This is a genomic window from Echinicola salinicaeni (assembly GCF_014280965.1).
Taxonomy (GTDB): Bacteria; Bacteroidota; Bacteroidia; order Cytophagales; family Cyclobacteriaceae; genus Echinicola; species Echinicola salinicaeni.
Genome location: NZ_JACODZ010000013.1, coordinates 45,120 through 69,913, shown reverse-complemented (window position 1 = coordinate 69,913; position 24,794 = coordinate 45,120). Strand labels below are relative to the sequence as shown.

Sequence of the window (24,794 nt, the reverse complement as noted above, 5' to 3'; positions counted from 1 at the left end):
TCTTTTATTTCACTTCAAACTCTCCCCTCAATCGGATATCCTGTGAGGAACTGCCCACCTGAATCTCAAAAACACCCGGCTCTACCACCTTTTCCATCTTCTGATTCCATAGACTCAATTCCTCATAAGGTATTTCAAATTCCAATTCAATATCCTCCCCTGGCTCCAGCTCTGGTTTTTGGAAGGCTTTCAAAAGTTTCACTGGAGTAGTGATGGAACTGATTTTATCCCTGACATACACTTGGACAACTTCTTTCCCCTTAAGATCACCGGTATTCTTCACCTTAACTGAAAATTTCACCGACTCACCATTTTCTAGATGTGGAGTTTTAATTTTCAAATCACTGTAATCAAATGTGGTATAACTCAGTCCATAACCAAATTCAAACAAAGGGTCAGGGGTAGAAAACACATAATCCCTTCCTGGTTTTTCTAATGTACCACGTTGCTTATAATATCCTTTTGCAGAAGGTTTATGGTCGTAAACAGCAGGAATATGACCTGCAGAACGAGGCACGGAAACTGTTAGCTTTCCAGAAGGATTGGCTTCACCGAATAATATATTGGCAATAGCATTCCCTCCTTCTTCACCTGGATACCAAGCGTCTAAAATGGCCGGGATATTTTCTTTCTCCCAATTGATGGAGTAAGGGCGACCGTGGATCATTACCAACACGATAGACTTACCAGTTGCCTGAATTTCCTTTATTAGTTCAGGTTGCACCCCAGGGATTTCAAGACTGGTTCTGTCCAATCCTTCTCCAGAGGTATTATGTCTGTCCAATTGATCATTACCCCAACCAATACCTGAATAGATGATACTGGTGCTACCTACTGCCAAAACCACCACATCACTTTCATTCGCCAATTTAACAGCTTCTTCAAAACCACTTTTATCTAAATCAGTGATTCCGCAACCTCTGGCATAGTTAACCTTTACATCAGTGCCCACATAACTCTTTATACCTTCCAATAAGGTCACTCCATAATCATTGCTTTTGGTAACCGAATAATCTCCAAACTGTACCTGATCCCCATTTGGACCAATTACAGCAATGGATTTCAAAGCCTCTTTTTTAAGGGGAAGTAGATTATTATCATTTTTCAAAAGGATGATCGACTCTTCGGCCATTTTCCTGGCCAGTGCTACACTTTCCTTTTTTCTGATTTTGCTTTGTATATCCGCTGGGACAATATAAGGCTTGTCAAATAAACCAGCCCTGAACTTGGACAATAAAACCCTTCCCACAGCTTGGTCCAAAACCGCTTTATCCATTTCTCCACTTTCCACCAATGCTTTCAATTCTCCATAGGCATATCTTGATGGGGCTTCCAGTTCCACCCCTGCTGTCAATGCCATATGGGCCGTTTCTTTTTTACTTTGGGACACTCCATGGAAAAACTCAAGCATATTGATGGCGGTATAATCGGAAAAGACATAGCCCTCAAAGCCCCATTCTTTTCTCAAAATATCCGTCAATAACCAGTCGCTAGCATGAACTGGCACACCGTCCACCTCATGATAACCCGGCATGATACTGTATATATTGGCTTCCTTCACTGCCGCTTCAAAGGGCACCAAATGCCTACTTCTCAACTCTCTTTCTCCCACAATAGCTGGAGCGATATTGATCCCCGCCTGAGGCACGCTATAGCCTACAAAATGTTTGGCAGTAGCCATCAAGTAATCATCTGGAATATGTGTTTTCGTCACTTCAGGAGCCCCTTGGACACCGGTAACAAAAGCCACTCCCATTCTGGAAACCAAATGAACATCTTCCCCATAACATTCTTCCAAACGTCCATATCTTGGATCTCTGGCCAAGTCAAACAGGGGACTCAAAGCCTGATCCACGCCGGATGATGAAGCTTCTCCAGCAATCACCTCTGCCATTTGAAAAACCAATTCAGGGTTCCAGGTGCTGCCCTGGCTAATAGCTTGTGGAAAAATGGTTGCTCCAAGGGCCATCTGACCATGTAAACATTCTGCAATCTGAATGGCAGGAATTCCCAAACGGGTATTTTCCCGTAAATACCGATCTGCTGCTTCTGAAAACTGGGCAATTTTATCATGTTCGATAAATGGACTTTCCAAACAGCCTATGCTCCCTCCATTAAATAAGGCTTCCAATGAGGCACTTGTTACCTGACCATTTTCATCCATTTTAAGATCTTTCAAACTCTTCATGGAAAGCTGATCTATTTTTTCCTCAAGGGTCATTCTGGACAATAGATCTTTAACACGGTCCTCCTTTGAGATTTTAGGATTCTGATAAGGGTATTCATGTGTTTGGGCGATCACTTTTCCGATGAGTAAAATTGAAGCTAAGAACCCAATAAATACCTGTTGTTTAATCATTGTAAATTTATTTATTATTTTTATTCAAACCCATATTCCTAAATACGACTTAACTGAATACAACTATTTCAGAAGCATTTTTTGCAACAAATTAAAATGGGTAAAAAAACCATTCATTAATTATTCTATATTATTTTAGATAAACCAATCGCATTAAGTTAAAGCTATAGGTACTTTTCCATTCACTTTTGAATAAACTCCCACCCTAACCTGACCCCAACACTAGTTTTTTTTTTTTCGGAAAGTGCAATTTCCCTACCGATGCAACTCCCCTCTCCAATCAAAACCACTTTACTAAACCTTGATTACACCCTAAAGAGGTTAAATCCTGGACCTTTTCCAAAACTCTTTGTATTGTTTCTAAAAGACGTTTTTCAGTTCCGGCATTATTGTTATTGCCTTTAAGGAAACCAGAAAGTAAATATTGGGCATTCCCCTCCAAAAAACAGCTCATCATTAATAAAACGTATAATAATCCTCTCATATAGGTTAACTTCATTAGTCTAACAATCCAAGACCGATGGCAATCATGATTTTTTTTAGGTATAGTCATTTTTTGAAAAAGATGGATTTGTAAGTTCCTGCTAAATTGATCTCAACAAACTTAAACTATTAAAGAAATCGATTTCAAACATTATCATATGGACTTAAAACGGTATACACAATAAATACAAGACTAAATGAATCTATTTATCATACCACAAATATACATAAAGCAATTAAAAATGAAATCGATTTCATTTTTAATTGCAGCAAATATGGATACATGTTTTATTTAGAAACTATTATATAGTAACCTTGAAACCAGTGCTAAATTTCTAACTAATCATACCAATTTCATTTAATAAAGAGTTCGCCCTAGGCAACTCCTGGTCCAGCGAATAGGCTCATAAACAATTATCCTTGTATTAATTTCATCAGAAAGTTTCGAAATTATTCCCAAATCCTCCACAAATCGGTTCGAAACAAGTACCGAGTGGTCAACAACTCGGTCCAAAGTTGATTTTTTTCGACTTTGGACTTATTTTTTTTTTAAAGGCTATCATACTGTTAATCTGATAAATAGCTAGAAAGAATCCTTTTACCCGAGCGGTTCGATGTTGCTTACCGTAAAAAACGATGTTTTCGGGGAAGATCGAATCAATTATCTTTCTTCTAATTCCCAAATCAGCAGTATCAAAAAGTAGATCAAGACTCTCAGCCATTTCAAGGGCCTTTTTGACTTTTTCTGGAATATCTTGGGTAATGATTGATTCGATTTTTGTCCCTTTGGCTTCCAAGCGCTCTATCTCCTCTTCACAACTTCTTTTTACCATTCGATAATCCTCAATATCCAGTTTTTCATCAATGTACAAATCCCTGATTTTGGAAATCTTTTGTTCCAGCTTTTCTATGGCTGATTTCAGCTTTCTTTTTTCGCTCAGGTCAATTTTATTTTCGCTTAAAAAAGCTTGATTAAAGATGATTTCTAATAAGTCTATCATACCCTTTTTGGGCTTGTATTTCGATAGGAATTTTCTGAATCCCCCGAATTTGGAGGTTTAAAAGAGGTTTTTGTATAAAAGCTATATCTTACTATAATATCAATACATCATCAGCACACCGCAGCATACTTTTTTTAAAATTCTCATTTAATTTTCTTGATAAGTAATATAAAGGGGAAATTATACGAAAACCACCTATATCAATATGTTATTGGTCATACTTAACTCTCCCTTGGTACTTATGGAGCTTAAATAGCTGATAATTTATTTTATACAATAGAACTTAAACATATATCTCAATTGCGAGGTCCATTCTAATAAATAATTCTAAATACCAGATGCAATTAGTTTTTGTTACTCTTAACCTTTTACAGAAGATAAGTTTTTAACAATTTCCAATAATAACCATGAAATTCAAACTCCTTTTACTAATCGGAGAATTCCTCCTATTTCATTGTCCGCATACCCAAATAACCATCTATAATTTCAATTCTGACTGGAAAGTGGAAAAATGAAAGACCGCAAGTACCCCATAGTTCAAAGAGTTTCTTAACTCAGGGCATACAAATAATTATGCAATAATATAATCACATAAACCCCATATAAACCAAATCATGAACAATTACATAGCTTACAAAAAGACAATACTACTTATGGCATTGACGTTTTTATTTGCTTGCCATACGGCCATTGGCCAAAAACATAATATTAAGAATGATACATTTTGGGACACCCAAGATGGTGAACCCATTTATAGCCAAGGCGGTGGCATTTTCACTTTTACTGACCCTGAAGATGGGGTAGAAAAATACTATTGGTATGGTGTACATTATGAAGAAGCTGAATTGTACCGGGAGGATCCATCAGTTACCCATAAGCGTACCAATTTTAAGGCTGTCACCTGCTATACCTCTACGGATTTGGTCAACTGGAAATCTAAGGGCCCCGTACTGGATAAGGCAGAAGTTGAAGAAAATTACCAGCGTGTATTTTGGATGGGAAGATTGGGCGTGGCCTATATAAAGGAAATGAACAAATATGCCATTTTAGTCCAGCATAACAGCAATGTGCTTATTGCCCTTTCGGACAGTCCCAATGGTCCTTTCAAATGCCATAACCGATTAGACATGACCGATAGGATCGGTACGCCTAACACAGGCGACCAAACAGTATTCACCGATCCTGACACAGGTATTTCTTATTTAGTATATTCTTATGGAAAGGGTAGACATAAGATTTATATTTCTGAAATCGGTGTAAAGGACGGCAAAGTGGATTTACTTGATGTCACCCAAATATTCAAAGGAAAGGGTCGTGAGGGAAATTGCATGGTAAAATATAACGGCAAATACTATGTTTTTGCCTCCAACTTGTACGGCTGGGACTCTTCCTTAGCTTATTATTTAGTTTCTGATGATATTCGAGGCCCATACTTGCCTGAAAATAAAATGTTGATTACCCCGGGAAGTTATGATGACTATGCCCATATTACTCAGACAGGCTTTTTTGTGAATGTAAAAGGGAGTAAAAAAGAAACCGTCATATATTGTGGAGATCGCTGGGCAGACTTTGCGGGAAACGGTTTGGGATATAACCAATGGTGTCCAATTTCATTTGACGGAGAGACACCATTCTTTAACTCCCTAAACTCTTGGGATTTGAATGAATCGACAGGAGAATGGAGCGTTGCGGAGGATAATAATTTTGTAAAAAACAGCAGTTTTGAAGCTGACAGAAAGGCCATACCTAGTGGCGTAAAACCCATACAAGAACAACTTTTAGGGTGGCATTCAGAGGTTAAACAAGGCAGTACCATTGTCATTGACGATGAAGAATCGCCTGTGCTAAACCATGCCAATACCAAGGAAGACAGAATGCATGTCGTTGGGGAAAGAAGTTTGAATATCTCTGATCAGGTCACCTTCAAAAGAAAGGTTTATCAGATCATCACCTCTACGCCTTATGTAAACTTGGAAGATGGTACCTATACCCTATCGCTGAAAGTCAAAAGCACAGGGAGTTTTGATCGATTGGTAGCCTATGCCGAAAGCGGAGCACATCAAAAAAGTGTAAACTTGGGGCAAGCAGATGATTGGAAAACCGTAAGACTCGAAGAAGTCAACGTTACCAACGGTAAAGTTGAAATAGGATTTATTGCACATGGAGCTGCAGGCGCAAGTTGTCAAATAGACGATGTAACGTTCGTCCCTAGCAATGTCCTGGCTTATCAGAAATAATTTATTAGGGGCAAATTCCAAAAACGGAAAAGGCTTTCATGGAATTTTGTCCATGAAAGCTTTTTTTTCAGCAAGAACTTATCTTTATTTTATTGCTCCCTCAGAGGACAGCCGCCATCTAAAATATTCATCCAAGACATTGAGAGCAGGCTCACTAGGCACAGGCCCAACTTGAAGCGGATCAGTTAAGTACATTACTTTAGGATTAGCATGGTTGAAAACCGGCCATTTTTCCAGTCCATGACCGTTTGGATCACCATGCTTGGCAAAATTTGTCCAGTAGGCAGCCATTTTATTGGAAAGCGTTATATCCGATGCATTATTTCCAGCCCCTACTTTATCCAAAGTCTGAAAGACATAGGCTACATCCTGACCATGTGGTGAACCATGGCCATATCGAGGAGAATCTTTCGGATATTCGGGATGTTGGTCAAAGTAATATAGATAAACGTTCGAATTCCCTGTTTTGGACTGCAAGTTTGCCCAAGCCCATGTATGCCAACCAAAAGCAGCATCACGGTTAAGGTCCCTTGCAGACTTTGGGATATGGTTCTCTCCCACAGGATATACCTTCAGTAATTCATCAGCAAACCGACCATAGCGGGTTTTAGTATTCTTGATAAATTCCTCAGGGCTCCTTTCACGGGTAAAACTAAGGCCTTCATCGGAATTATAACCTATGAGTACAGGCACATCATTATATTCCCCCTTTTGATAACTATGGTATTGGTTCTCGGTAATAACATGGCCATCCACTATCGGCCAAGCACCGCCCAGCCCCATTCCCAAGGGCAGTTTAGCAGCGCTAAGCTCACGTAACGCTTCCAATGAGGAAGCTCCTGCCTTTTCGGTATATGCTTTCCCATCTATTTCTGCTTGGTCCAAGCTTTTCATGTTTTCTCCGGGAAAAGTCTGAGGGCGCGTAGGCCCAAAAGAACCTCCACTCTGTGAAATCGCCCCTTGAAACAAGCCATTTGCCAAGGGTGATGCACAGAGCATACTTACCGATATCCCCCCTGCCGATTCTCCAAAGATGGTCACCTTATCGGGGTTGCCTCCAAAGGCCTTGATATTTTTCTTTATCCATTTCAAACCGGCGATTTGATCCAAAAGACCATAATTCCCCGAAACGCCATTGGGGTTTTCTGCACTCAGTTCTGGATGAGCCAAAAAACCTAACTGACCTACCCTATAAGCAATGCTTACTACAACCACACCTTTTTGGGCAAGGTGTTTTCCTGTAGTGACAGGATCGGCAGTGGTACCAAAACTAAAACCGCCCCCATATATCCACACCATGACAGGTAAATTATCCTCCGGTGAGTTGGCTGGAGTCCAAATGTTCAGATACAGGCAATCTTCGCTTTTACCGGAAGCAGGATTTCCGGGTTGATAGGGCGAAGGCGCATAGCTAGTGGCTTCTCTGATGCCCTCCCAGGACACTGGAGGTTGAGGAGCCTTCCACCGGAGTGCTCCTACAGGAGGCTGAGCAAAGGGTACTCCCTTAAACACCGTTATGCCATTTTCTTCTTCACCCTGCAATACACCTTGCGCTACCTCTACCTGCAAAAGATCTTTACCAGGCCAAACTGCTGATATTAACAGAAAGGTAATCAACAAGATACCGAAACTAACTATTTTATTGTTCATAGGTTTATAGCTTAAAGTTCTTTGATTTTACTTCCCAACCGGGGTAATTGTCCAGCTCATATTCAAGGAACAAAGCACTATGGTCCTCTTCCTTAAATTGCCAGTTCAGCCAATCCAAAGCTATCCTCGCAAAAGAGCCTCCATATTCTTGATTAAATGTTCCCCCATGGCCCCCTTCCAGCAAGTTTGCCAATACCACTGGAACCTGATCGATGCGCTCATAATCCATTAATGCATTTTCGGTTGCCACATCAGATTCTCCCCCTACAATGTATATAATCTCTCCATGTAGGAAATTCAGCGATTCCTTGCTCGCCCCAGCCATGGTCATATCACCCATACCCGAATTGAACATCATATAGCTTTTTACCCTAGGGTCATCAGCAATGGATATGACCTGGGCTCCACCACAAGATTGGCCAGCAGCGACTATTTTATTCGTATCAAGCACATTATAATATTCACTATCGGATTGTTGGGACAATTCTATAACCTTATCAATCGCTCTTCTTAGTTCTTTATCTGGGGTATGTTCGTGTATCCTTTCCTCAATGGTCATCTGTAGTGTACCGATGGCTACAATCACATAACCATGAGAGGCAACTTCTGTCAACAAGCGTTCGTGGTGTATAGAGGAATTCATACAGCCTCCATTCGCCCAAACCACAAGGGGCAACTTTCCTTCTTTTTCAATAGCAGCAGCCAAATCCTCAGGACGGTAAACCACAAAATCTTTCATGGCCCTTTCCGAAAAGGCCTTGGCAGGAAAAGGACCACTCCCCCCTCCATCGATTTCCTTGATTTTTTCAGCTTGAGCAAATCCAAGTCTAATGGATATCAAGGAGATGACTAAACATAGCAAGCTATATTTCATGATTGTTTTAGGTTAGGTATTAAACTTTGACTAAATAGGTCTTTTATTGTCAAATAATAAAAACAGCCCCCTCCAAATATACACTTGAGGGGGCTGTTTTCAATTATTAAGTACAAAGGCTTCCAACCCTTCTAATCTTAGGAAAGCCGCTTTCATTAATGCTGCACAAAATCGAATGCCCGGATATTACAATACCTACCGGGACTCCCGTCTGGCTGGGTAGTCAGGTACCCAACGGCTATTTGGACCGGTCCTTCCTGTATTTCAAAATCTACCTTGAGGTCTCCAATTGGTTTCCCCGTAACGATATGGGCATAACCTATTGCTGTATCAATATTTTCTACATCTGGCAGTTCACTTCCTAATGTTACCACCAAATAAGCGTCATCATCTTCCGTAAGGTTGGTATCTCTAAGATCCTTAATTTTAAATGTAAAATTACCTGCTGGGACTTCGAAAGTCTGGTAAATCTTACCATTGGTAACAGCAGGAGCTCCCCATCCCGACTCCAAATTAAATATATTACTATTCCATTCATCCCATCCACCATAACCTCCGTGGATTTTAGCATTATCATTGGTGATCCAGCCTTCCAGATTTCCCCATCGACCACTTCTTTCGCTGGCTGCGAAGGGCACCTGCATATTTTTCATATAAGTGACCTTTGGAGAAATATTGTCCAAGGCAGTGCTGAAGGTGTCCAAGGCATGTGGTTCAGGTTTATAAAAGGTCCTTATTTGAAAGTCTTCCCCCACCTGATAACCTTCCAGCAATAATTCTGAACTTTCCACTGGTACTGTCAGGGTATGTTCCATACCACCGGCATCCACATAAGTCACTTCCGAGTACAGGGGACCCGCCGAGGGATCGAGATCACCGAATTGGACAATGGTATTTTGGTCCCAAACTGTAAGATTGGCACTTTCCACTGGTCGATTATTTAATGCCAACATATACCTATCTCCGTAGGCGGATCCAGTAGCATACACAGGAACTGATTCGTTGCCTGCATTATCGATGGTCACCACTTCAAAAGTATAATTGTTCTCTTCCAATTCATCAATCTCATGTTTAAGTGTATCCACTCCAGAAGTTTTGGTAACAGGAATCAAGATAGACTCCGCTCCTGCGTTCCAGGATATCCTCGCCTCTGTGATTTTTGGGTCTGAGGTAAGTAATCCCCATATCATTACCTTATGATCTCCCCCTATTACTTGAAGAGAATCCACCTTTCCGCTATAAGTCCTTTCCCCATCAGGAATAAACTCCTTATAATCATCCATTTGACTACAGGCCATTATCATTGCCATAGGAAGGATAAGGGCCAATCTATTGAATATATATCTTATGTTCATATTATTGCTCATTTAAACTGATAAAATCACCTTGGGTCTCCATATACTTGCACCTCTCCTATCGCCATATAAGTACTTCCACCCCAATTTCTAATTGAACGAATTCTTAAATAGCGAACTTTTGGAGCATCAATATCAAATTGCCAGTTTAATCCGGAATTAGCCACTCGATAGTCTTCATCACTCTGCTGACCAAAAGGCAAACCAGAAGGTTTAGTAGCAGAGTAGGTACCTAGCTTCACCCAATTATCATAACTTCCATCAGATGGCGGATCGTCAGACCCCCATACTTCAAATTCTTTCAAATTACCTAAGTAATAATAAGTCCTTCCATTATAATATTCCGGATAATCCCAAATCACTATCCTACTCATTTTAGCTTCCACTCCTACATCAAATGTAATGGTATGTGGTCCAGAAACGACCGCCTGCGTCATGTATATGGACGGCCAATTCATGATTTCTCCATCCCACATGCCCGCCATAGATGTGGAAGGGTGATGGGGTGAATCTCCAGGCAATTGCATTCCCCTATAATTAGCTTTGGACAAAGCTGTCTCATAAAATGGAGCAATGTCTGCATAGACAGTATCCGTATAGTTTAACCACCTGTCCCTAACTGTAAATGCAAACTCATGAACCAGCGTATCCATGCCTCGCAAAGCATAATTAATGGTATCGGTAGAAGTATAGATACTGTTTGGATCCACTTCCCATTCATCTAATTCATTCTTTTCCATGATCAAAATCGCTACGTCCTCTCGTTCAGGATTAAGCGCATTTACTTGTATACCCCCAAATGATGCTTTGACATCGAGTGATTCATACACATCCCATACGGGGGCTTTTTTGGGCTTAATGACCACTGTAACTGGCTCGGATTCCATTTCATTTCTATTCACTGAATAAAGCTTGACTTCATGGTCAAGCGTATCAGAAAACCCCTCTACCATCAGTGAATTATTGAAATAAGAGGATTTCACTTCTGCTTCTTCCCCATTGCTACGTTGATATACGGCTTTTACATAAAGTAAATCCGGATCATTCGGAACGGCATAGAATATCTTGGCCTTTCCTGGCATATTTTCCACCGAAGTTTCAAAAACAGGTCCAGGAGGAGTACTTCCCTTAGAATAGGGGCTGTGCATTTCTTCCACTTCACAGGCAAGGATTCCCATTGCTAAAAAGAGGGAACATATCCAATTTATTTTATTATATCGTTTCATTGTTTTTGTCGTTTGAATAGAAAATTACCAACCTACGTTTTGAACCAAATTGGGATTTTGAATCAATGTGCCTTCATTAATAGGCCAAAAATAATCCCTTGGTGCAATGAACCGCTGTGTAAAAAGAGTACTTACCTGATAATAACTATTGGTGGTTTCCCCTTTCATGTTCCAGCCTTTGATGGGTTGATTAAGCATCTCATTGGCCTTTTTCCAACGTTTCAAATCCCAAAACCTGTGTCCTTCAAAAGCCAACTCAATAAGTCTTTCCTGATGGATGATTGTCCTCAGCCCATCCTTTGTTGAAAACTTCTCTGGTTGTCTGGAATATTGCGTCCAGCTTTCCTGTACTCCCATTAGGCCTGCACGTACCCTTACTTTATCCAAGTATTCAAACACTGTAGCATTTGGCCCCTCCACTTCGTTCAAGGCTTCTGCATACATCAAGTAGAGGTCGGATAATCTAATTTCTGGCCAATCGTATGTCCTATAGGTAGCACCTGAACTGCTCATGGATTGATTCCAGTCTACCAATTTCTTGATGAAATAACCGGTAACATTCTTGTGAAATGCATGATTGCTCCCTGCATAATCCACAAATTTAGACCTGAGCACAAAGGTTCCTTCATCAGAATTGGTTGGGCTGTCATATTTGTACCATTTTCCTCCATCAAAACTCAGGGATGCATAAAAGCGAGGTTCCCTATCAAAGTTGATGCGTGCCGTTTCAAAACCTTCTTCAATATAGAAGCGTTCCTCATGAGAGGCCGTTCGCAATTGTTCGAGATCGGAGAAATCCAAAGTTTTGTCCTCTTCAATAGGCACCCCATTCTGAGAATAAAACTGTCTGGCTATTTTCATTGGGGCAGAAAGGATTTTCCGTGCATTATTGTGGTTATGTTCTGTGGACAATGGTGCCATCGCATGTCTTTGAAGTTCTAGGGCTGCTGTTCCATTTGAATTGCCCCAAATATGCTCTGGATTCCATCTTTCACAAACTGCCTGTCGAATACTGAGCTCAGTAATGGTCGTATCTGTAATGTCTAGACCAGTCTCGGTAAATGTATACAACCTATGTCCAGCGGCCTCGGCCACTTGAATGGCCTCGGCTGCTGCATCCGCTGCCAATTGCCATTTATTCTCATCGTATTCAAGATTAAATAACGCTTCGCCACCTGGTCCAATCAGTGAAGCCATATCCGCATTGCCGTTAAATAATGGACTTGCTGCCATCAATAACAATTTCGCCTTCAAAGCTTTGGCCACTGGGCTGGTAATCCTGCCCATCTCCGTATTCCTGTCCGCAATGGATTCGGGCAATTTCTCTGCAGCCTGGTCTAACAGATCTGCAATGTAGTTAACCACCTCATCCACGGGTTTCCTTTTTACATTCACTTCCTCTTCAGAAGCGTCAATCGGTAAATTCTTATCAATTATAGGGATAGGGCCATACATCCTTAGTAGGTAGAAATGGAAATAGGCTTTCAGGAATTCAGCTTCCCCAATCCATCTCCTTCTTTCTATTTCTCCAAGGTCAGGAACACTCCCGGGCCTCTGTAATCCTTCCAAAAAGATATTACAATGGCGAATTCCAACAAAAATCCCCCCGTTCCACACATCCACATAAGGATTGGCCCTTCTTTGATTGCCACGGGCAATTTCAAAGGGATCACTGCCAATACTGGTCTGATAAGGAATCCACATTTCATCACCGGCCAAAAAACCTATATTACCATTGGTCTCCCCATTCCTGGGCATATATGAATACAGGGTAAACAGGTATTTTTCGGCTTCATTCCGTAATTTAAAGGCATTGTCAATCGTGGCCACATTATCAGGTACCACATCGACAAAATTTTCACAGGATGTCCCTGCAAACATGCAGAGCATGATTAGTCCTACTACTGAGTATTTATAGTTATTTTGATATTTCTTCATATTGATTGGTTTTTAGAAATCCACGACCACACCTAAGCTATAGACTGACTGTACAGGATACCCCAGTCCTTCTCCTCCCATCTCGGGATCCCATAAGTCAAATTTGCTCCAAACTCCCAAATTGGATCCTGTACCATAAAACCGTACATATTCAAGGTCAAATTTCTCTGCTATTCGAGCGGGAAGGGTATACCCAACTTCCACATTCTTCAGTCTTAAAAAGGCCCCATTCCTCATCCACCAAGTGGATAGTTGATTATTGTTTTCCACAAAAAAGTCACTCATCCTAGGCCAAAAGGCGTACAAATCTCTATTCTCCTCAGACCAATGGCTTTCAGCAACTATATCCAACAAACCATTCTGAGCACCCCCATTCAACACGAATGGAGAAATATTCTGGGAATTGATAAAGAGGGATGTGCGTGCTGCCCCCTGAAAAAAGGCACTGAAATCCCAATTTTTTATTCCCAATGTTCCCCCAAAACCATAGATGATCTCAGGAGTTTCCGGATGCCCAATAGGCACACGGTCTAAGGTAGATATCACGCCATCATTATTCATATCATGGTATTTGATATCTCCACCCATATAGGTTCCAAATTGGGCAGGTGAATTGGCCACCTCCGCATCATCTACAAATAATCTTTCTGCGATATAGCCATAGCGCTGACCTATCCTTTGACCCAACTGGGACAAGTAACTCAAATTATCTGGATAGTTATTTTCATCTATTTTGAGTATTTCACTGGTAGCATAAGTGAAATTACCTCTCAAGTTCACCCATACATCCCTACCCAATGATTTGTTATAAACCAAGGTAGCATCAACACCTTTACTCATGGCCTCTCCTGTGTTCGCACTTACATCAGCCATAAGCCCCATGGTAGCACCTAAATAGGCCCTCGGCTGAAGGATATTGTAACGTTTCTGCTCAAAGACATCTACTGTAATATCCAAAGCATTGAACAAAGTCATGTCAAAGCCCAAGTTTACCTGTCGGGATCTTTCCCAGGTAACATTGATATTGGGATATCTGGAAATGGACACTCCAGGGCGGTTATAGCCAAATTCCTCACCAAAACCGGAACCATAGGTTCCATCGTTCATATTGACCTCTGATAAATAGAAGAACCTATCTTCCTCTCTCCCGATCGCATCATTTCCGATCCACCCTACTGTGGCACGTAGTTTTAAATGATCTATGACAGATTTAACAGGCTGAAAAAACTCCTCATTGGATATCCTATAAGCTAGACCAATAGAAGGGAAAAAACCAAATCGGTAATTTTGTGCAAATCTCTCAGAACCATTATAACCAAAGTTAAACTCCGCCAAATACCTATCGTCATAACCGTAGGTAAATCTTCCGGAAAGTCCTGTATTTCGAAAAGGCAATGATTCCTGCAAGGTGAATTTACTTCCGTCCTCATAACTATTGAAAATGGCAATCAACATCCCTGATACAGCGTGCTTTTCGTTGAAGGTCTTGGAATAATTCATGGCCCCTTCAAAATATGTCCTAAGATTTACTTGACGTTCTCCTGGATCAAAACTCAGGTATTCAGAACCCGGTGTCCCTACAGAACTAGGCCCTCCATCATTAAGGGCTGTCAATAGGACATCTCCACTTAAGGGATCTAACCTAGAGCTATAATAGAAAGGACTATAAGACCTGGAAACATCATATCGAGCAAAACGCTTCAAATACCCCATAGCCCTGAATTTCAAGCCTTCTGTAATCATATCCAGATCCTGCTTGATCTGCATTTGGGGCTGTATCATAGAGGTTTTGTAGACTTGGTAGCCCCGCACCATTTCAGCATAAGGATTGGTCAGTAATGTAGTACTTCCTCTTCCTGTTATCGCTCCTCCAAACATAGGGTGCTCTATATAAGGCAATAATTCTTGGGGATAAACCGCTGGAAACATCACCGGATTGGACCAAATAGCGCGATTAAAAGTTCCTGCTCCTCCACCTATTGGGCCGTTATAATCATCAAACTGACCGTACATCTTCACATTAAGTTCGGTAGTCGGGGTAAGCGTTACATCCACATTGGTCCTCAGTGAATAGTTGTTCAGCTTGATATTACTGTTAAAGTTATTGATGGGATCTACTTTAAGCACCCCATTATCCACATTATAGGTACCAGCAATATAAAAACGGGCTTTTTCACCTCCACCACTGGCACTCATATTATAACTTTGGTTGACCGTATAATCTTTTATCAACTGGTTAATCCAATTATTACTAGGATAAAGCAAAGGATCAGCACCAGCTTGAGTATTGACGATTTTGGTCTGCGAATAAGGTAATACCGCATTAGGGTCACGGGTAAGTGCAGCCTCATTGGCCAGGTTCATATAGGTAATATTGTCTGCAAACTGGAAATTCTTGGTATTTGAAGAAACCCTAGTTTCTGCTCTAAAGTGAAACTTAGTCTCACCCCGTTCTCCTGATTTGGTATTAATCAAAACTACTCCGTTAGCACCTCTGGCGCCATAAACGGCCGCTGCAGTGGCATCTTTCAGCACAGAAAAAGATTCAATATCATCTGGTTGCAGACGTGCCATATCCCTACTGGTAGATTCTACTCCATCAATCAAAATAAGTGGATTAACCTTTCCTGCTCCAAATGAACCTAAACCACGAATAAAAAACTGGGAATTGTCCAAACCTGGCTCACCACTTCTTTGAAAAGCAATCATACCAGACACGCGACCAGCCAACATATTGGTAAGGTTACTGGTAGGCCCTTTAAGTTCTGTAGGATTTACCGAAGTGATGGAGCTTACCAAACTTGCCTTTTTCTGCATACCGTAGCCAACTACCACCGCCTCGTCAAGTTGCTGAAGATCCTCTACTAAGCTTACCTCCACTTGAGTTTTATTGCCCATATTGATCTCTTCTGTCTTATAACCAACAAAAGAAACTACTAATATTACATCCGTTCCTTCCGGTACATTGAGTGTAAACTTTCCATCGATATCAGTAACAGTTCCGATAGAAGCATTTTTCACCTTTATCGTTGCACCGGGAATACTAGTGCCATCCTCTGCAGAAAGTACCGTACCAGTAATGGTCTTTTCATCCTTCCGTATGGATTGGATGACTTGTCGTCCTTTTTGGACATGAATTACATCATTAACACTTTTGAATTCTAAACCTGTATTGATGGATACATTTTCAAGGATATTTAACAAGGAAGCATTTTCCATCATCAAACTTTGATTGGGAATCGCTGCCAGTTTTTCCTCATCATAGGCAAAATTAAACTGGGTTTTACCTTCTATGATTTGGAATAAAGTCGTAATCGGGACTTTTTCCACATGAAGGGATAAATAGACCTTGCTCAGGTCTTTTTGCTGGGATTTCAGTCCTCCAGCTATTGTAGTTTGGAACAGGAGTAAAGCCATGACAAAAGCCAATCCCATTTTCCAAACAAGCAATCCATGATAATAAGGTATTCTTGCTGTCATATTTATTTGGGGTTAATTGTTAAACTATATTTAGATATTGGTTAATGGTTATTTTCTACTTTGAACTGACCAAAACAGTCCTTCCTTTGATCTTAAAATTCAGGTTTGACGAATGCTCCAAACCAATCAATACATTGGGGAGGCTTTGGTTTACAAACTTTGCCGTGTATTTACCGTGGAGTTTAAGAGCTGGATCCACCTTAAAATCGATATCATACCATTTTGAAAGTGTATTGAACACTTGTTCATAGTTTGATTGATTAAATTTGATGATCTTATCTTTCCACCCTATCAATTCCTCATAGTCAAAACCTGATTTTCTCATTGCCGGAAGATCAGGCGAGTAATAGGACACTTCACCTTTTTCCAGATAACTGACTAGTCCTTTTTTACTTTTCACCTCCACTTTTCCTGACATTACTGCTACATGCAATTCCTCTTCGTCATCATAGGCTTTAACATCAAAAGAAGTCCCTAGTACGGTGGTCGTGATTTCTCCACTTAAAATACTAAATGGGTGTTCCTCATCTCGCTGGACTTCAAAATATGCCTGCCCTTGCAGCTTCACAGACCTATTGGTTTCAAAATTGGATGCATAGGACAGAACAGAACCTGCGTTTAAAGTGACTTTGGTACCATCTGGCAAAAAGAAAACTTTCTTCATTCCTCTAGGTACTTCCTTTTCTACCCATGTAAGTTTTCTATTATCAAAGCCATTTTCATGTAACTCCATTACTTTCCCCAAAATGAGTACCCCCATCAATAATAAAGAAGCTGCAATCCCTCTGACCCAATAGGAAGTATTCCTCCTCAACCTATCTCTGTGATCCTGGATTCTTTTTTTCTTATAAATGGAGTTTTCCACCAAAAGCGTATCTAACAATTTCTCGCGATCCATAAGCCCCATGGAATTCTCCTCTTCCAGCTGCATACTGTGCAAAAGATCTTTGGCATGTTGTAGCAATTGGATTTTATCCGGGTGTATTTGGCACCATTTTTCCCATGCTTCATTGGATTCGAAAGTAGGATTATTCACCCACTCAATGAACTCGGGAAATTTCAGAAAATCTTCAATGGTATTTGGATAAAATCCTTTCATCAAAACCTCAACTTTAATAAGTGTCTCTTTTACATATATAGAGACTTAAAAAGTCAATGTTCCATCGAAAAACATGAAAAAAAATAAAATTTTCTACCAAACAGCTTAAAAATCAACAAAAAAACACTCACACAATCACCTCATTACCAAATAACTACACCTAACCCCTAAACAAAAAAATAACCTTATCTATCAACATATAAATAACTCTCCCGATATCAATAATGAGCTCACAAAAAGATCATCTTGGTGTTTGTTTAACATATTGGACAATCCCTTTAATGACCTGTACAATAAATTTCTAGCCGATTCTGGATTGGAATACCCCAATATATCAGCTACCTCCTTAATGGACATCCCTTCAAAAAAATGAAGCATAATCACTTCTCGCTGTTTTATAGGAAGCTTTTTGGAGGCATTCTCCAGCATAATCTTTGAATTGGTAGTAAAATTGGTTTGTATGGATTTCATCTCAGGGTCCACCTTTAATTTAAATCCGTCCTGCCGATCATAACTATCCTGATAAGCAATTTTATTGTTCCTCTCCAAGGTTTTGTAAAGCCTACGCCTAAAACTAGAATACAAATAAAATTTGATGGATTTGGGTGTTTTGATCTTATCCCTTTTCTGTACAAGGTAAATAAAGAGGTCATGGACGACATCCTTTATCAACTCTCTATCATGGGTCAGCTGCGTTCCATAATTATACAATTTGTCCACATAAGTATTGTATAACTGTTTTAAGGCTTGATCACTACCATCTACAAAATCAAGCCATATTTCCTCTTCATTGATGATAGGAGATACTTTTACTTTATATTTTGGCAGGCTGGTGGTGCTTAAAGCATAATCTGGTTGTGCATGATTCAGTTTGGTCATTCTGGGCATTGGTTCATTATTATTGAATCTATTAAGCATGGTATTTCTTTAAAAGGAAAAAAACACCTAAAACCTCAACAACAATATAAAGTGTATTATCAACAATTAAAAATCCTAATAGCGTTTTATATAAATTTGTCCTAACAAACAAAAAATTGAAACTGCCATCATTCCCCATAGAAAAAGAGGGGAATCTCTCCCCTCACACTGAATCTAATAGAAAGCATTATGGTTTTCAATTGCTTTAAAACAATCGTAATTATGTATCAATTAGAACAATTGATAACCTATTTACCATACCCCTCATAAAAGGCCGGATAGATTTCAATATTTTCATTGGCCGCTCCATTTCTGTCAAAAAGGTCTCCCCATCCAGGAGAGGTAGCTTCCCAGATAAAGGTTCCAAGTCCCAAACCATTGGGAAGATTTTTCACGATCTCATTGACTTCCTTTTTATATTCCTTGTATTCAACTACGATGATGGGTTTTTCATATCGATTGGCCAATTCCGTCAAATTGGCTTCCATATTATCCAGCTCACCATGCCATTCCGGATAATATGACTGGCCGATAATATCAAAAACCACATCCCTACTAATGATTTTGTCAAAAAATTTGATCGAATTCTTTAAATCATGGGCCTTGGCGATATGTACCATGATGTCGATATTGGGATCTACTGAACGTACAGCAGCACTTGCACACCTCAATAGTACACAAAAAGACTCTGCTTGATCCCCTTCTATCTTCCCTACCGGCCATAGCATCCCGTTATGAATCTCATTTCCAATTTGTACCATCTCGGGAGCCACTCCTTCATCAATGAAACGCTCCACGACCCCTTTGGTATAATTATAGATTTTCCTTTCCAGTGCAGATCCTTCTAATTCTTCCCATGCCGCAGGCATGAACTGTTTCCCAGGATCTGCCCATGTGTCACTATAATGAAAATCAAGAAGAAATTTCATCCCTGATGCTTTAACCCGCTTGGCCATTTCCAAGGTTTCTTCTAGACCACAGTAACCTTCTTTGGAATATCCGTTTTCTGAAGTCGGGTCTACAAAAAGTCGTAACCTGATCCAGTTAAAACGATGGTCCTTCAATATCTCTACGACATCCTTTTCCTTTCCTTGGTCTGAATAACTTACTCCGCGCGACTCCATTTGCGGCACAAAGGAAATATCTGCGCCAATTACGGGCCTTTGTGCTTTTACAGTTCTAGCCTGTGGCTGTTCTACTACAGGACTCTTCTCAGGATCAGTATATTGATCGTATATATTGTCATATACCGCGAATAGCTCTCCTGCAGGTTTGCCCTCCTGGTCGAAAAGGGCACGAAGAGGTTCCCATGCCATGGTTCCATACCCCAGACCATTAGGAATCGAGCGAACAATATCATTGATGCGTTTTACATTATCCAAGTTGGCGCCATATTCACAAACAGCAATCGGCTTTTTATAGGTATTGGCCAAGTCATATAAATTGGCTTTTAGATCGTTATAGGTACCGTGCCACTGCTCATAGTAAGAAAGTCCGATAATATCATAAACGGCACCATAGTCCTTCATTTTATCCAAAAATTCACGGCACAATTTATTTTGGCCACCTAGTGCCAAATGGACCATTATCTTGGCATTGGGAAGGACCTCTCGGACAGCTTTTTGTCCCGATGTATAAAGTCCCATCAAAGATTCCCAATCTTGATCGGTGGCATTATCCATTACTTTTCCCTCTGGCCATACCATACCGTGGTTGATCTCATTTCCTATCTGAATGACATCAGGAGCTACTCCCGCTTCCTTAAAAGTGGTTAATACCTTATGGGTATATTGATATAAGCTATCTTGAAGAGGCTTTCCAGTAGCTCCCTCCCATGCTGATGGTTTAAATTGTTTATCAGGATCTGCCCAATAGTCACTATAATGAAAATCCAGTACAAATTCCATTCCCGCCTTTTTGATGCGTTTGGCCATTTCTAGAGTACGGTCGAGACCGCAAAAACCTTCCTTGGAATAGCCTTTTTCAGCAGTCGGATCCACAAAAAGCCGCAAGCGAACGGTATTGAAATGGTGATTTGCCAATAGCTCAATGGGATCTTCTTGCTCACCAATTTTATTCAGGTATGTCGCTCCCCTTGCTTCCATTTGGGGCAAAAATGAAATATCAGCTCCGATGCGGTAATCTATTTCCTTTTGACAGCTAAAGCAAGATACTGCCAAAATCACTAGCGTAAATAAATTAAGAATTGTTACGTTATTTCGATTCATAATAGATGGGTTATTTGTATTGTTATGGGTTTTTCAATCTACGGTCAACTGTCCACTGCTATGCTATACCGCTTCCCGGACACTCGTTGTTAAGTTATTAAATCGTTCTATCCGTATTCATCTCTCCTAACTCATGGAATTTTCTTCTTTTGTACCTTCCATAAGGGGGATTGGGAAAGACTGCTTGGCTTGCCCTGGAATAGTGCCGCTGCCTCCTGGTCTCCCTTTAATTGCCATAGGTACCATGCAGTAGCTACCCTAGCAAATTCACCACCATGAGGCTGAGCATAAGTTCCCGCATGTCCCACATCCATATTCCCTACAAAAACAGGTACATGATCAATCCGCTCAAAATCATCCATTCCATTCTTATAGGCGATATCGCTTTCCCCGCCTAGTAAATAGAGTGTGGGAGAATGTAGTTTTTCTAATTGTTCCTTTTTGATCTGTGGCATCCCTGGCATTCCAGCACCTGGATAGGGCAATATACCGCTATTACATACCACGACAGTAGTCACTCTTGGGTCAGGTGCAGCTTCTAAAGTCTGTAAACCTCCACAAGACATCCCACTCACCGAAATATGGGCGGTATCCACTTTTCCATAATACGGACTGTCCTCATCTTTATTGCTGGCAATGGCCCATTCAATGGCATCAATCAACTGGGAGGAATACGATTTACCTTTCTTTTTTTCCCCTTCAGCAGGCATTGGTCCAATGGCAATCACCAAAAATCCGTGCGAAGCTACTTCACTCAAAAAATTCACATGCTCCCATGGGGAATTGGCACAGGCCCCATTGCCCCAGGCGATGATTGGTAGCTTTTCCTCTTTGCCAAAAAGGCCTATGTCTTGAGGCCTAAAGATGGTATGCGTGGTCAGCGAAGGATCCATTTCCATAATAGCTGGGTATGGCCCTGTACCTCCATCTTCCACAATCCTTGATTTTTCTTCCTGGCCCATTGCTGGATGGAACAGCTGCAAACCGCCTAAAATAACAGCTAGTATGAAATAGCTGATAATTTTCCCCTTTCCTGAATTATATCCAAGCTCTTCTAATCTTTTTATCATGTTCATGTCATCTAATTTGTACTGTTTTTATCCTTTAACCCTTACCAAACCACTTAGTCAAAAAGTGCATAGGCCTTTTCCAAAAACAAGGGGTACAATGGATCTGCTTTGAACATGTTCATATAAAATAAGACTATTAAGTCCTTTTCAGGATCTACGATATAGGCAGTGCCCAACATCCCTCCCCAAGCAAAAGCAGCATTGGAAACGGCAGGGACTGGCTTCTTCATATCATTATGAAGTTCGAAGCCCAAGCCAAACTGAAACCCCTTTCCCCCTGAATTATCAGATGGAAGCTGATTTTTGGTAGTCATCAATTCTATAGTTTCTGGCTTTAAGATTCTTTTACCGTTAAATTCACCCTTGTTCAACAACATTTGACAGAACTTGGCATAATCTTCAATGGGCCCGTTCAATCCTATAGCCCCCTCACAATAAGTTTGTTGTTTGCTCACCGCTCCTTCAGCATACATCGTCAAACCAGGTTCTAACTTACCATCTGTTGCGCTATAAGGTTTGACAAATCGTGAAATACTACTGGAAGGGTAATACCAATCGGTTTCATCCATTCCCAATGGCTCCAAAATGGTCTCTTTCACGTACTCCCTTAATGGTTTTCCGGAAATACGCTCCACCATATATCCTAACATATTGCTACTAACATGGTAGTTCCACTCAGTTCCAGGATCAAAACCCAATGGATATTCAACCAGGGCAAGCATTTCATCTTCGAGATATTTAGATTGATAGTTTCCACCAAAGCTGTGCTGTCCATTTGGAACACGGTCAATACTCCTTCCTCCAAATCCGGGAGGCGTACCTCCTCTTTTACCTTCATTTCTCCGAATTTGCCCTACCAACCCTGCATTTAAACCTGATGAATGTGACATCAGGTGCGCAAAGGTCATCGGGCTCTTTACTGGTCTGGTTTCATAGCTTCCATCTTCATGCACTTTGGTGACCACTTCATTCGGAATTTCAGGAAAATACTTGGACACAGGCTCATTTACCTTTACCAAGCCTTTTTCCACAAGGCTCATAAAAGCTACTGTGGTAATGGCCTTGGTCTGAGAAAACAATACATAGTAATCATCAATAGTAGCTGGAACTTGATTTTCAACATCCTTCATTCCAAAAGCCTTTTTGTAAACCACATCTCCTCCTTTTGCTATAAATACAGACACACAGTTCAATTTTTTCTGTGCTACAAAAGCCATTAACAAGCTATCAACCTTTTTTACTCGCTCTTCATTTATTCCCATTTCAGACAAATCAGGAGATGGGTTAAAATACTCGGGAAGGCTTGTTTTTTGTGCACTTGAACAAATGCTATTGGATATGCAAATGACCAATAATATTGAAATCTTAAAAATATATTTCATGGTTGTTTGGGTTGTTAATAGAGTAAAATAAAGCATGGTTAACCTTTTCAGGACAATATATATAAATTAGGTGTATTTTATACAATTAAACAAGGTAAAACGCTCATGCACTGCGACAAACATCTTTACCACCTGAGTAAAATTAAAGAGGATCTAAAAGACCTTTAAAAAGTTGGGCATCTGGTTTTGAACATAAACCATGAGTTTTCATTGACATGGAATAAGCTCTTTATATCATAGAGACTTGAGATGGAGAAATTCCATCGATATAAGTGATTTTTTTTTTAATTATTAGCGTTTTCTATTTTTCTTCTTATTACGATCAAAAATATTCCTATAACTGAGTTGCCCCACAAGGAAAACACTTTGATATCACTTGATCCAATAGATGAGATTATCCTTGCCTATTAAATATCAAAAGAGTACAAGGGACTTTCCTGTACTCTTTTGATATTAAACTTAACTTGTGGAGTTTTTAACAGATCCGCTTTTATCTCTCTTCTAAATATATTCCTCTTGCCTACTAAAATACCCAGCCAATGCACTCCCCATAAGCAATTGCAGCGAATGGTATAACATCAGAGGTAACAGTACGATACCCAAAACTGCCGGATCTGGAAACAGAACACTACCCATAATAGCTCCATGGACCAAGGATTTCTTTGAACCGCAGAACATCAACGTCACCCGATCTTCAAAAGGTAATTTCATTTGACGGGCGATACCATTCATGACCGATATGACCAATAAAAACAATACAGCCATGCCTATGGCAAGAAACCCTAGCATGGTAGCTGGCATCCCATCGAACATATTATCAAAAAAAGCATTGGAAAAGGAAGTAAATACAATAGTCAGGATCACTCCTTGGTCAAATAGTTTCAGTTGATCTCCATACTGCTTTGCCCATATCTTCAATTGGCCATGCATTAACAATCCAAGAAAAAAGGGGATCAGAATTTGGATACCTAGTTTTGAAATGGTAGGTATAAACTCAAATGCTTGGCTGCTCCCATCATGGTCCATAAAAACCTCCATCCATAAAGGGGTAATTGTGATTCCCACTAAACTGGATATGCTCGCATTAAATATGGCAGCGGGAACATTTCCACGGGCAATATTTACCATAACCACCGAGGAGGACACGGTGGAAGGAAGTGCAGCAAGGTACATTACTCCCAACCATATCACTCCAGCTGGCTTTCCCATTAAAAGAAACACAAACCAAACAATTAGGGGAAAAACCAGAAAGGTGGTCAATTGGATGACAAGGTGTAGCTTCCACTTGCCTATAGCTGACTTCAACTGTTGCGGATCCAGCTTTACCCCATAGAAAAAGAAGATCAGGGCATTGCCTATTGCGACCATTTTGGCCCATGGAACCGGGCTGTGATCAGCTCCAAAACCAGGAACTAGATAAGCTATGAGGATCATGATCAATAATGTCAAAAAGAAACCGTTTAACCCTACTTTTTGCAACCTGTTGAGCATATT

Annotated in this window: 15 protein-coding genes; 1 reads left to right on the top strand and 14 read right to left on the bottom strand. The window is 40.4% G+C overall.

Translation table 11 applies throughout. From position 1 onward, the window contains the following. Window positions 1-4: 4 nt before the first annotated feature. Window positions 5-2,359, bottom strand: coding sequence for a glycoside hydrolase family 3 N-terminal domain-containing protein (locus H7U17_RS19885; RefSeq protein ID WP_186758601.1), 2,355 nt, complete (start codon window positions 2,357-2,359; stop codon window positions 5-7). Window positions 2,360-3,339: 980 nt separating this feature from the next. Next, window positions 3,340-3,843 carry a hypothetical protein gene (locus H7U17_RS19880; protein WP_186758600.1) on the bottom strand — a complete coding sequence of 168 codons (504 nt, stop codon included), beginning with the start codon at window positions 3,841-3,843 and terminating at the stop codon, window positions 3,340-3,342. Between the two features lie 614 nt (window positions 3,844-4,457). On the opposite strand from H7U17_RS19880, the gene H7U17_RS19875 reads away from it, so the two are divergent. Then, complete coding sequence (locus tag H7U17_RS19875; RefSeq protein ID WP_186758599.1) at window positions 4,458-6,080, top strand: family 43 glycosylhydrolase; 1,623 nt, start codon at window positions 4,458-4,460, stop codon at window positions 6,078-6,080. 84 nt (window positions 6,081-6,164) lie between these two features. Here the strand turns inward: H7U17_RS19875 and H7U17_RS19870 are convergent, their stop codons facing one another. The 12 genes from H7U17_RS19870 to H7U17_RS19815 form a co-directional block, all read right to left on the bottom strand. Further along, entirely contained in the window at window positions 6,165-7,730 is a 1,566-nt protein-coding gene (locus H7U17_RS19870; protein ID WP_186758598.1) for a carboxylesterase/lipase family protein, read from the bottom strand. Window positions 7,731-7,734: 4 nt separating this feature from the next. After that, a complete protein-coding gene (locus tag H7U17_RS19865; protein WP_186758597.1) occupies window positions 7,735-8,604 on the bottom strand; it encodes an alpha/beta hydrolase in 870 nt (289 codons plus the stop codon). 155 nt (window positions 8,605-8,759) lie between these two features. After that, window positions 8,760-9,959 carry a DUF4998 domain-containing protein gene (locus tag H7U17_RS19860; protein WP_186758596.1) on the bottom strand — a complete coding sequence of 400 codons (1,200 nt, stop codon included), beginning with the start codon at window positions 9,957-9,959 and terminating at the stop codon, window positions 8,760-8,762. Between the two features lie 26 nt (window positions 9,960-9,985). Next, on the bottom strand, window positions 9,986-11,185 hold the full coding sequence (locus tag H7U17_RS19855; protein WP_186758595.1) for a DUF5000 domain-containing lipoprotein: 1,200 nt from the start codon (window positions 11,183-11,185) through the stop codon (window positions 9,986-9,988). 24 nt (window positions 11,186-11,209) lie between these two features. Continuing rightward, the gene (locus H7U17_RS19850; protein WP_222439253.1) at window positions 11,210-13,123 is read right to left on the bottom strand and encodes a RagB/SusD family nutrient uptake outer membrane protein; all 1,914 of its coding nucleotides are present in this window, start codon (window positions 13,121-13,123) and stop codon (window positions 11,210-11,212) included. A gap of 12 nt (window positions 13,124-13,135) precedes the next feature. After that, window positions 13,136-16,603: a SusC/RagA family TonB-linked outer membrane protein gene (locus H7U17_RS19845; protein WP_222439252.1), complete on the bottom strand. Its 3,468-nt coding sequence runs from the start codon at window positions 16,601-16,603 to the stop codon at window positions 13,136-13,138. Window positions 16,604-16,658: 55 nt separating this feature from the next. Then, window positions 16,659-17,702 carry a FecR family protein gene (locus H7U17_RS19840; protein WP_186758594.1) on the bottom strand — a complete coding sequence of 348 codons (1,044 nt, stop codon included), beginning with the start codon at window positions 17,700-17,702 and terminating at the stop codon, window positions 16,659-16,661. Window positions 17,703-17,894: 192 nt separating this feature from the next. Then, window positions 17,895-18,620, bottom strand: a complete 726-nt coding sequence (locus H7U17_RS19835) for an RNA polymerase sigma factor (RefSeq protein ID WP_186758593.1) — start codon at window positions 18,618-18,620, stop codon at window positions 17,895-17,897. A 248-nt stretch (window positions 18,621-18,868) separates the two neighbouring features. Continuing rightward, window positions 18,869-20,848, bottom strand: a complete 1,980-nt coding sequence (locus tag H7U17_RS19830; RefSeq protein ID WP_186758592.1) for a glycoside hydrolase family 53 protein — start codon at window positions 20,846-20,848, stop codon at window positions 18,869-18,871. Between the two features lie 131 nt (window positions 20,849-20,979). Further along, complete coding sequence (locus H7U17_RS19825; protein WP_230981510.1) at window positions 20,980-21,918, bottom strand: poly(ethylene terephthalate) hydrolase family protein; 939 nt, start codon at window positions 21,916-21,918, stop codon at window positions 20,980-20,982. 53 nt (window positions 21,919-21,971) lie between these two features. Continuing rightward, window positions 21,972-23,300 (bottom strand): serine hydrolase domain-containing protein, encoded by a 1,329-nt coding sequence (locus H7U17_RS19820; protein ID WP_186758591.1) that lies wholly within the window; start codon window positions 23,298-23,300, stop codon window positions 21,972-21,974. Between the two features lie 501 nt (window positions 23,301-23,801). After that, window positions 23,802-24,791 carry a bile acid:sodium symporter family protein gene (locus H7U17_RS19815; protein ID WP_317172781.1) on the bottom strand — a complete coding sequence of 330 codons (990 nt, stop codon included), beginning with the start codon at window positions 24,789-24,791 and terminating at the stop codon, window positions 23,802-23,804. Window positions 24,792-24,794: the final 3 nt, after the last annotated feature.

Excerpts from the sequence above, each read along its gene's own strand:
- H7U17_RS19885 (WP_186758601.1), bottom strand. The coding sequence starts at position 2,359 with ATGATTAAACAACAGGTATTTATTGGGTTCTTAGCTTCAATTTTACTC.
- H7U17_RS19880 (WP_186758600.1), bottom strand. The coding sequence starts at position 3,843 with ATGATAGACTTATTAGAAATCATCTTTAATCAAGCTTTTTTAAGCGAA.
- H7U17_RS19875 (WP_186758599.1), top strand. The coding sequence starts at position 4,458 with ATGAACAATTACATAGCTTACAAAAAGACAATACTACTTATGGCATTG.
- H7U17_RS19870 (WP_186758598.1), bottom strand. The coding sequence starts at position 7,730 with ATGAACAATAAAATAGTTAGTTTCGGTATCTTGTTGATTACCTTTCTG.
- H7U17_RS19865 (WP_186758597.1), bottom strand. The coding sequence starts at position 8,604 with ATGAAATATAGCTTGCTATGTTTAGTCATCTCCTTGATATCCATTAGA.
- H7U17_RS19860 (WP_186758596.1), bottom strand. The coding sequence starts at position 9,959 with ATGAACATAAGATATATATTCAATAGATTGGCCCTTATCCTTCCTATG.
- H7U17_RS19855 (WP_186758595.1), bottom strand. The coding sequence starts at position 11,185 with ATGAAACGATATAATAAAATAAATTGGATATGTTCCCTCTTTTTAGCA.
- H7U17_RS19850 (WP_222439253.1), bottom strand. The coding sequence starts at position 13,123 with ATGAAGAAATATCAAAATAACTATAAATACTCAGTAGTAGGACTAATC.
- H7U17_RS19845 (WP_222439252.1), bottom strand. The coding sequence starts at position 16,603 with ATGACAGCAAGAATACCTTATTATCATGGATTGCTTGTTTGGAAAATG.
- H7U17_RS19840 (WP_186758594.1), bottom strand. The coding sequence starts at position 17,702 with ATGAAAGGATTTTATCCAAATACCATTGAAGATTTTCTGAAATTTCCC.
- H7U17_RS19835 (WP_186758593.1), bottom strand. The coding sequence starts at position 18,620 with ATGCTTAATAGATTCAATAATAATGAACCAATGCCCAGAATGACCAAA.
- H7U17_RS19830 (WP_186758592.1), bottom strand. The coding sequence starts at position 20,848 with ATGAATCGAAATAACGTAACAATTCTTAATTTATTTACGCTAGTGATT.
- H7U17_RS19825 (WP_230981510.1), bottom strand. The coding sequence starts at position 21,918 with ATGATAAAAAGATTAGAAGAGCTTGGATATAATTCAGGAAAGGGGAAA.
- H7U17_RS19820 (WP_186758591.1), bottom strand. The coding sequence starts at position 23,300 with ATGAAATATATTTTTAAGATTTCAATATTATTGGTCATTTGCATATCC.
- H7U17_RS19815 (WP_317172781.1), bottom strand. The coding sequence starts at position 24,791 with ATGCTCAACAGGTTGCAAAAAGTAGGGTTAAACGGTTTCTTTTTGACA.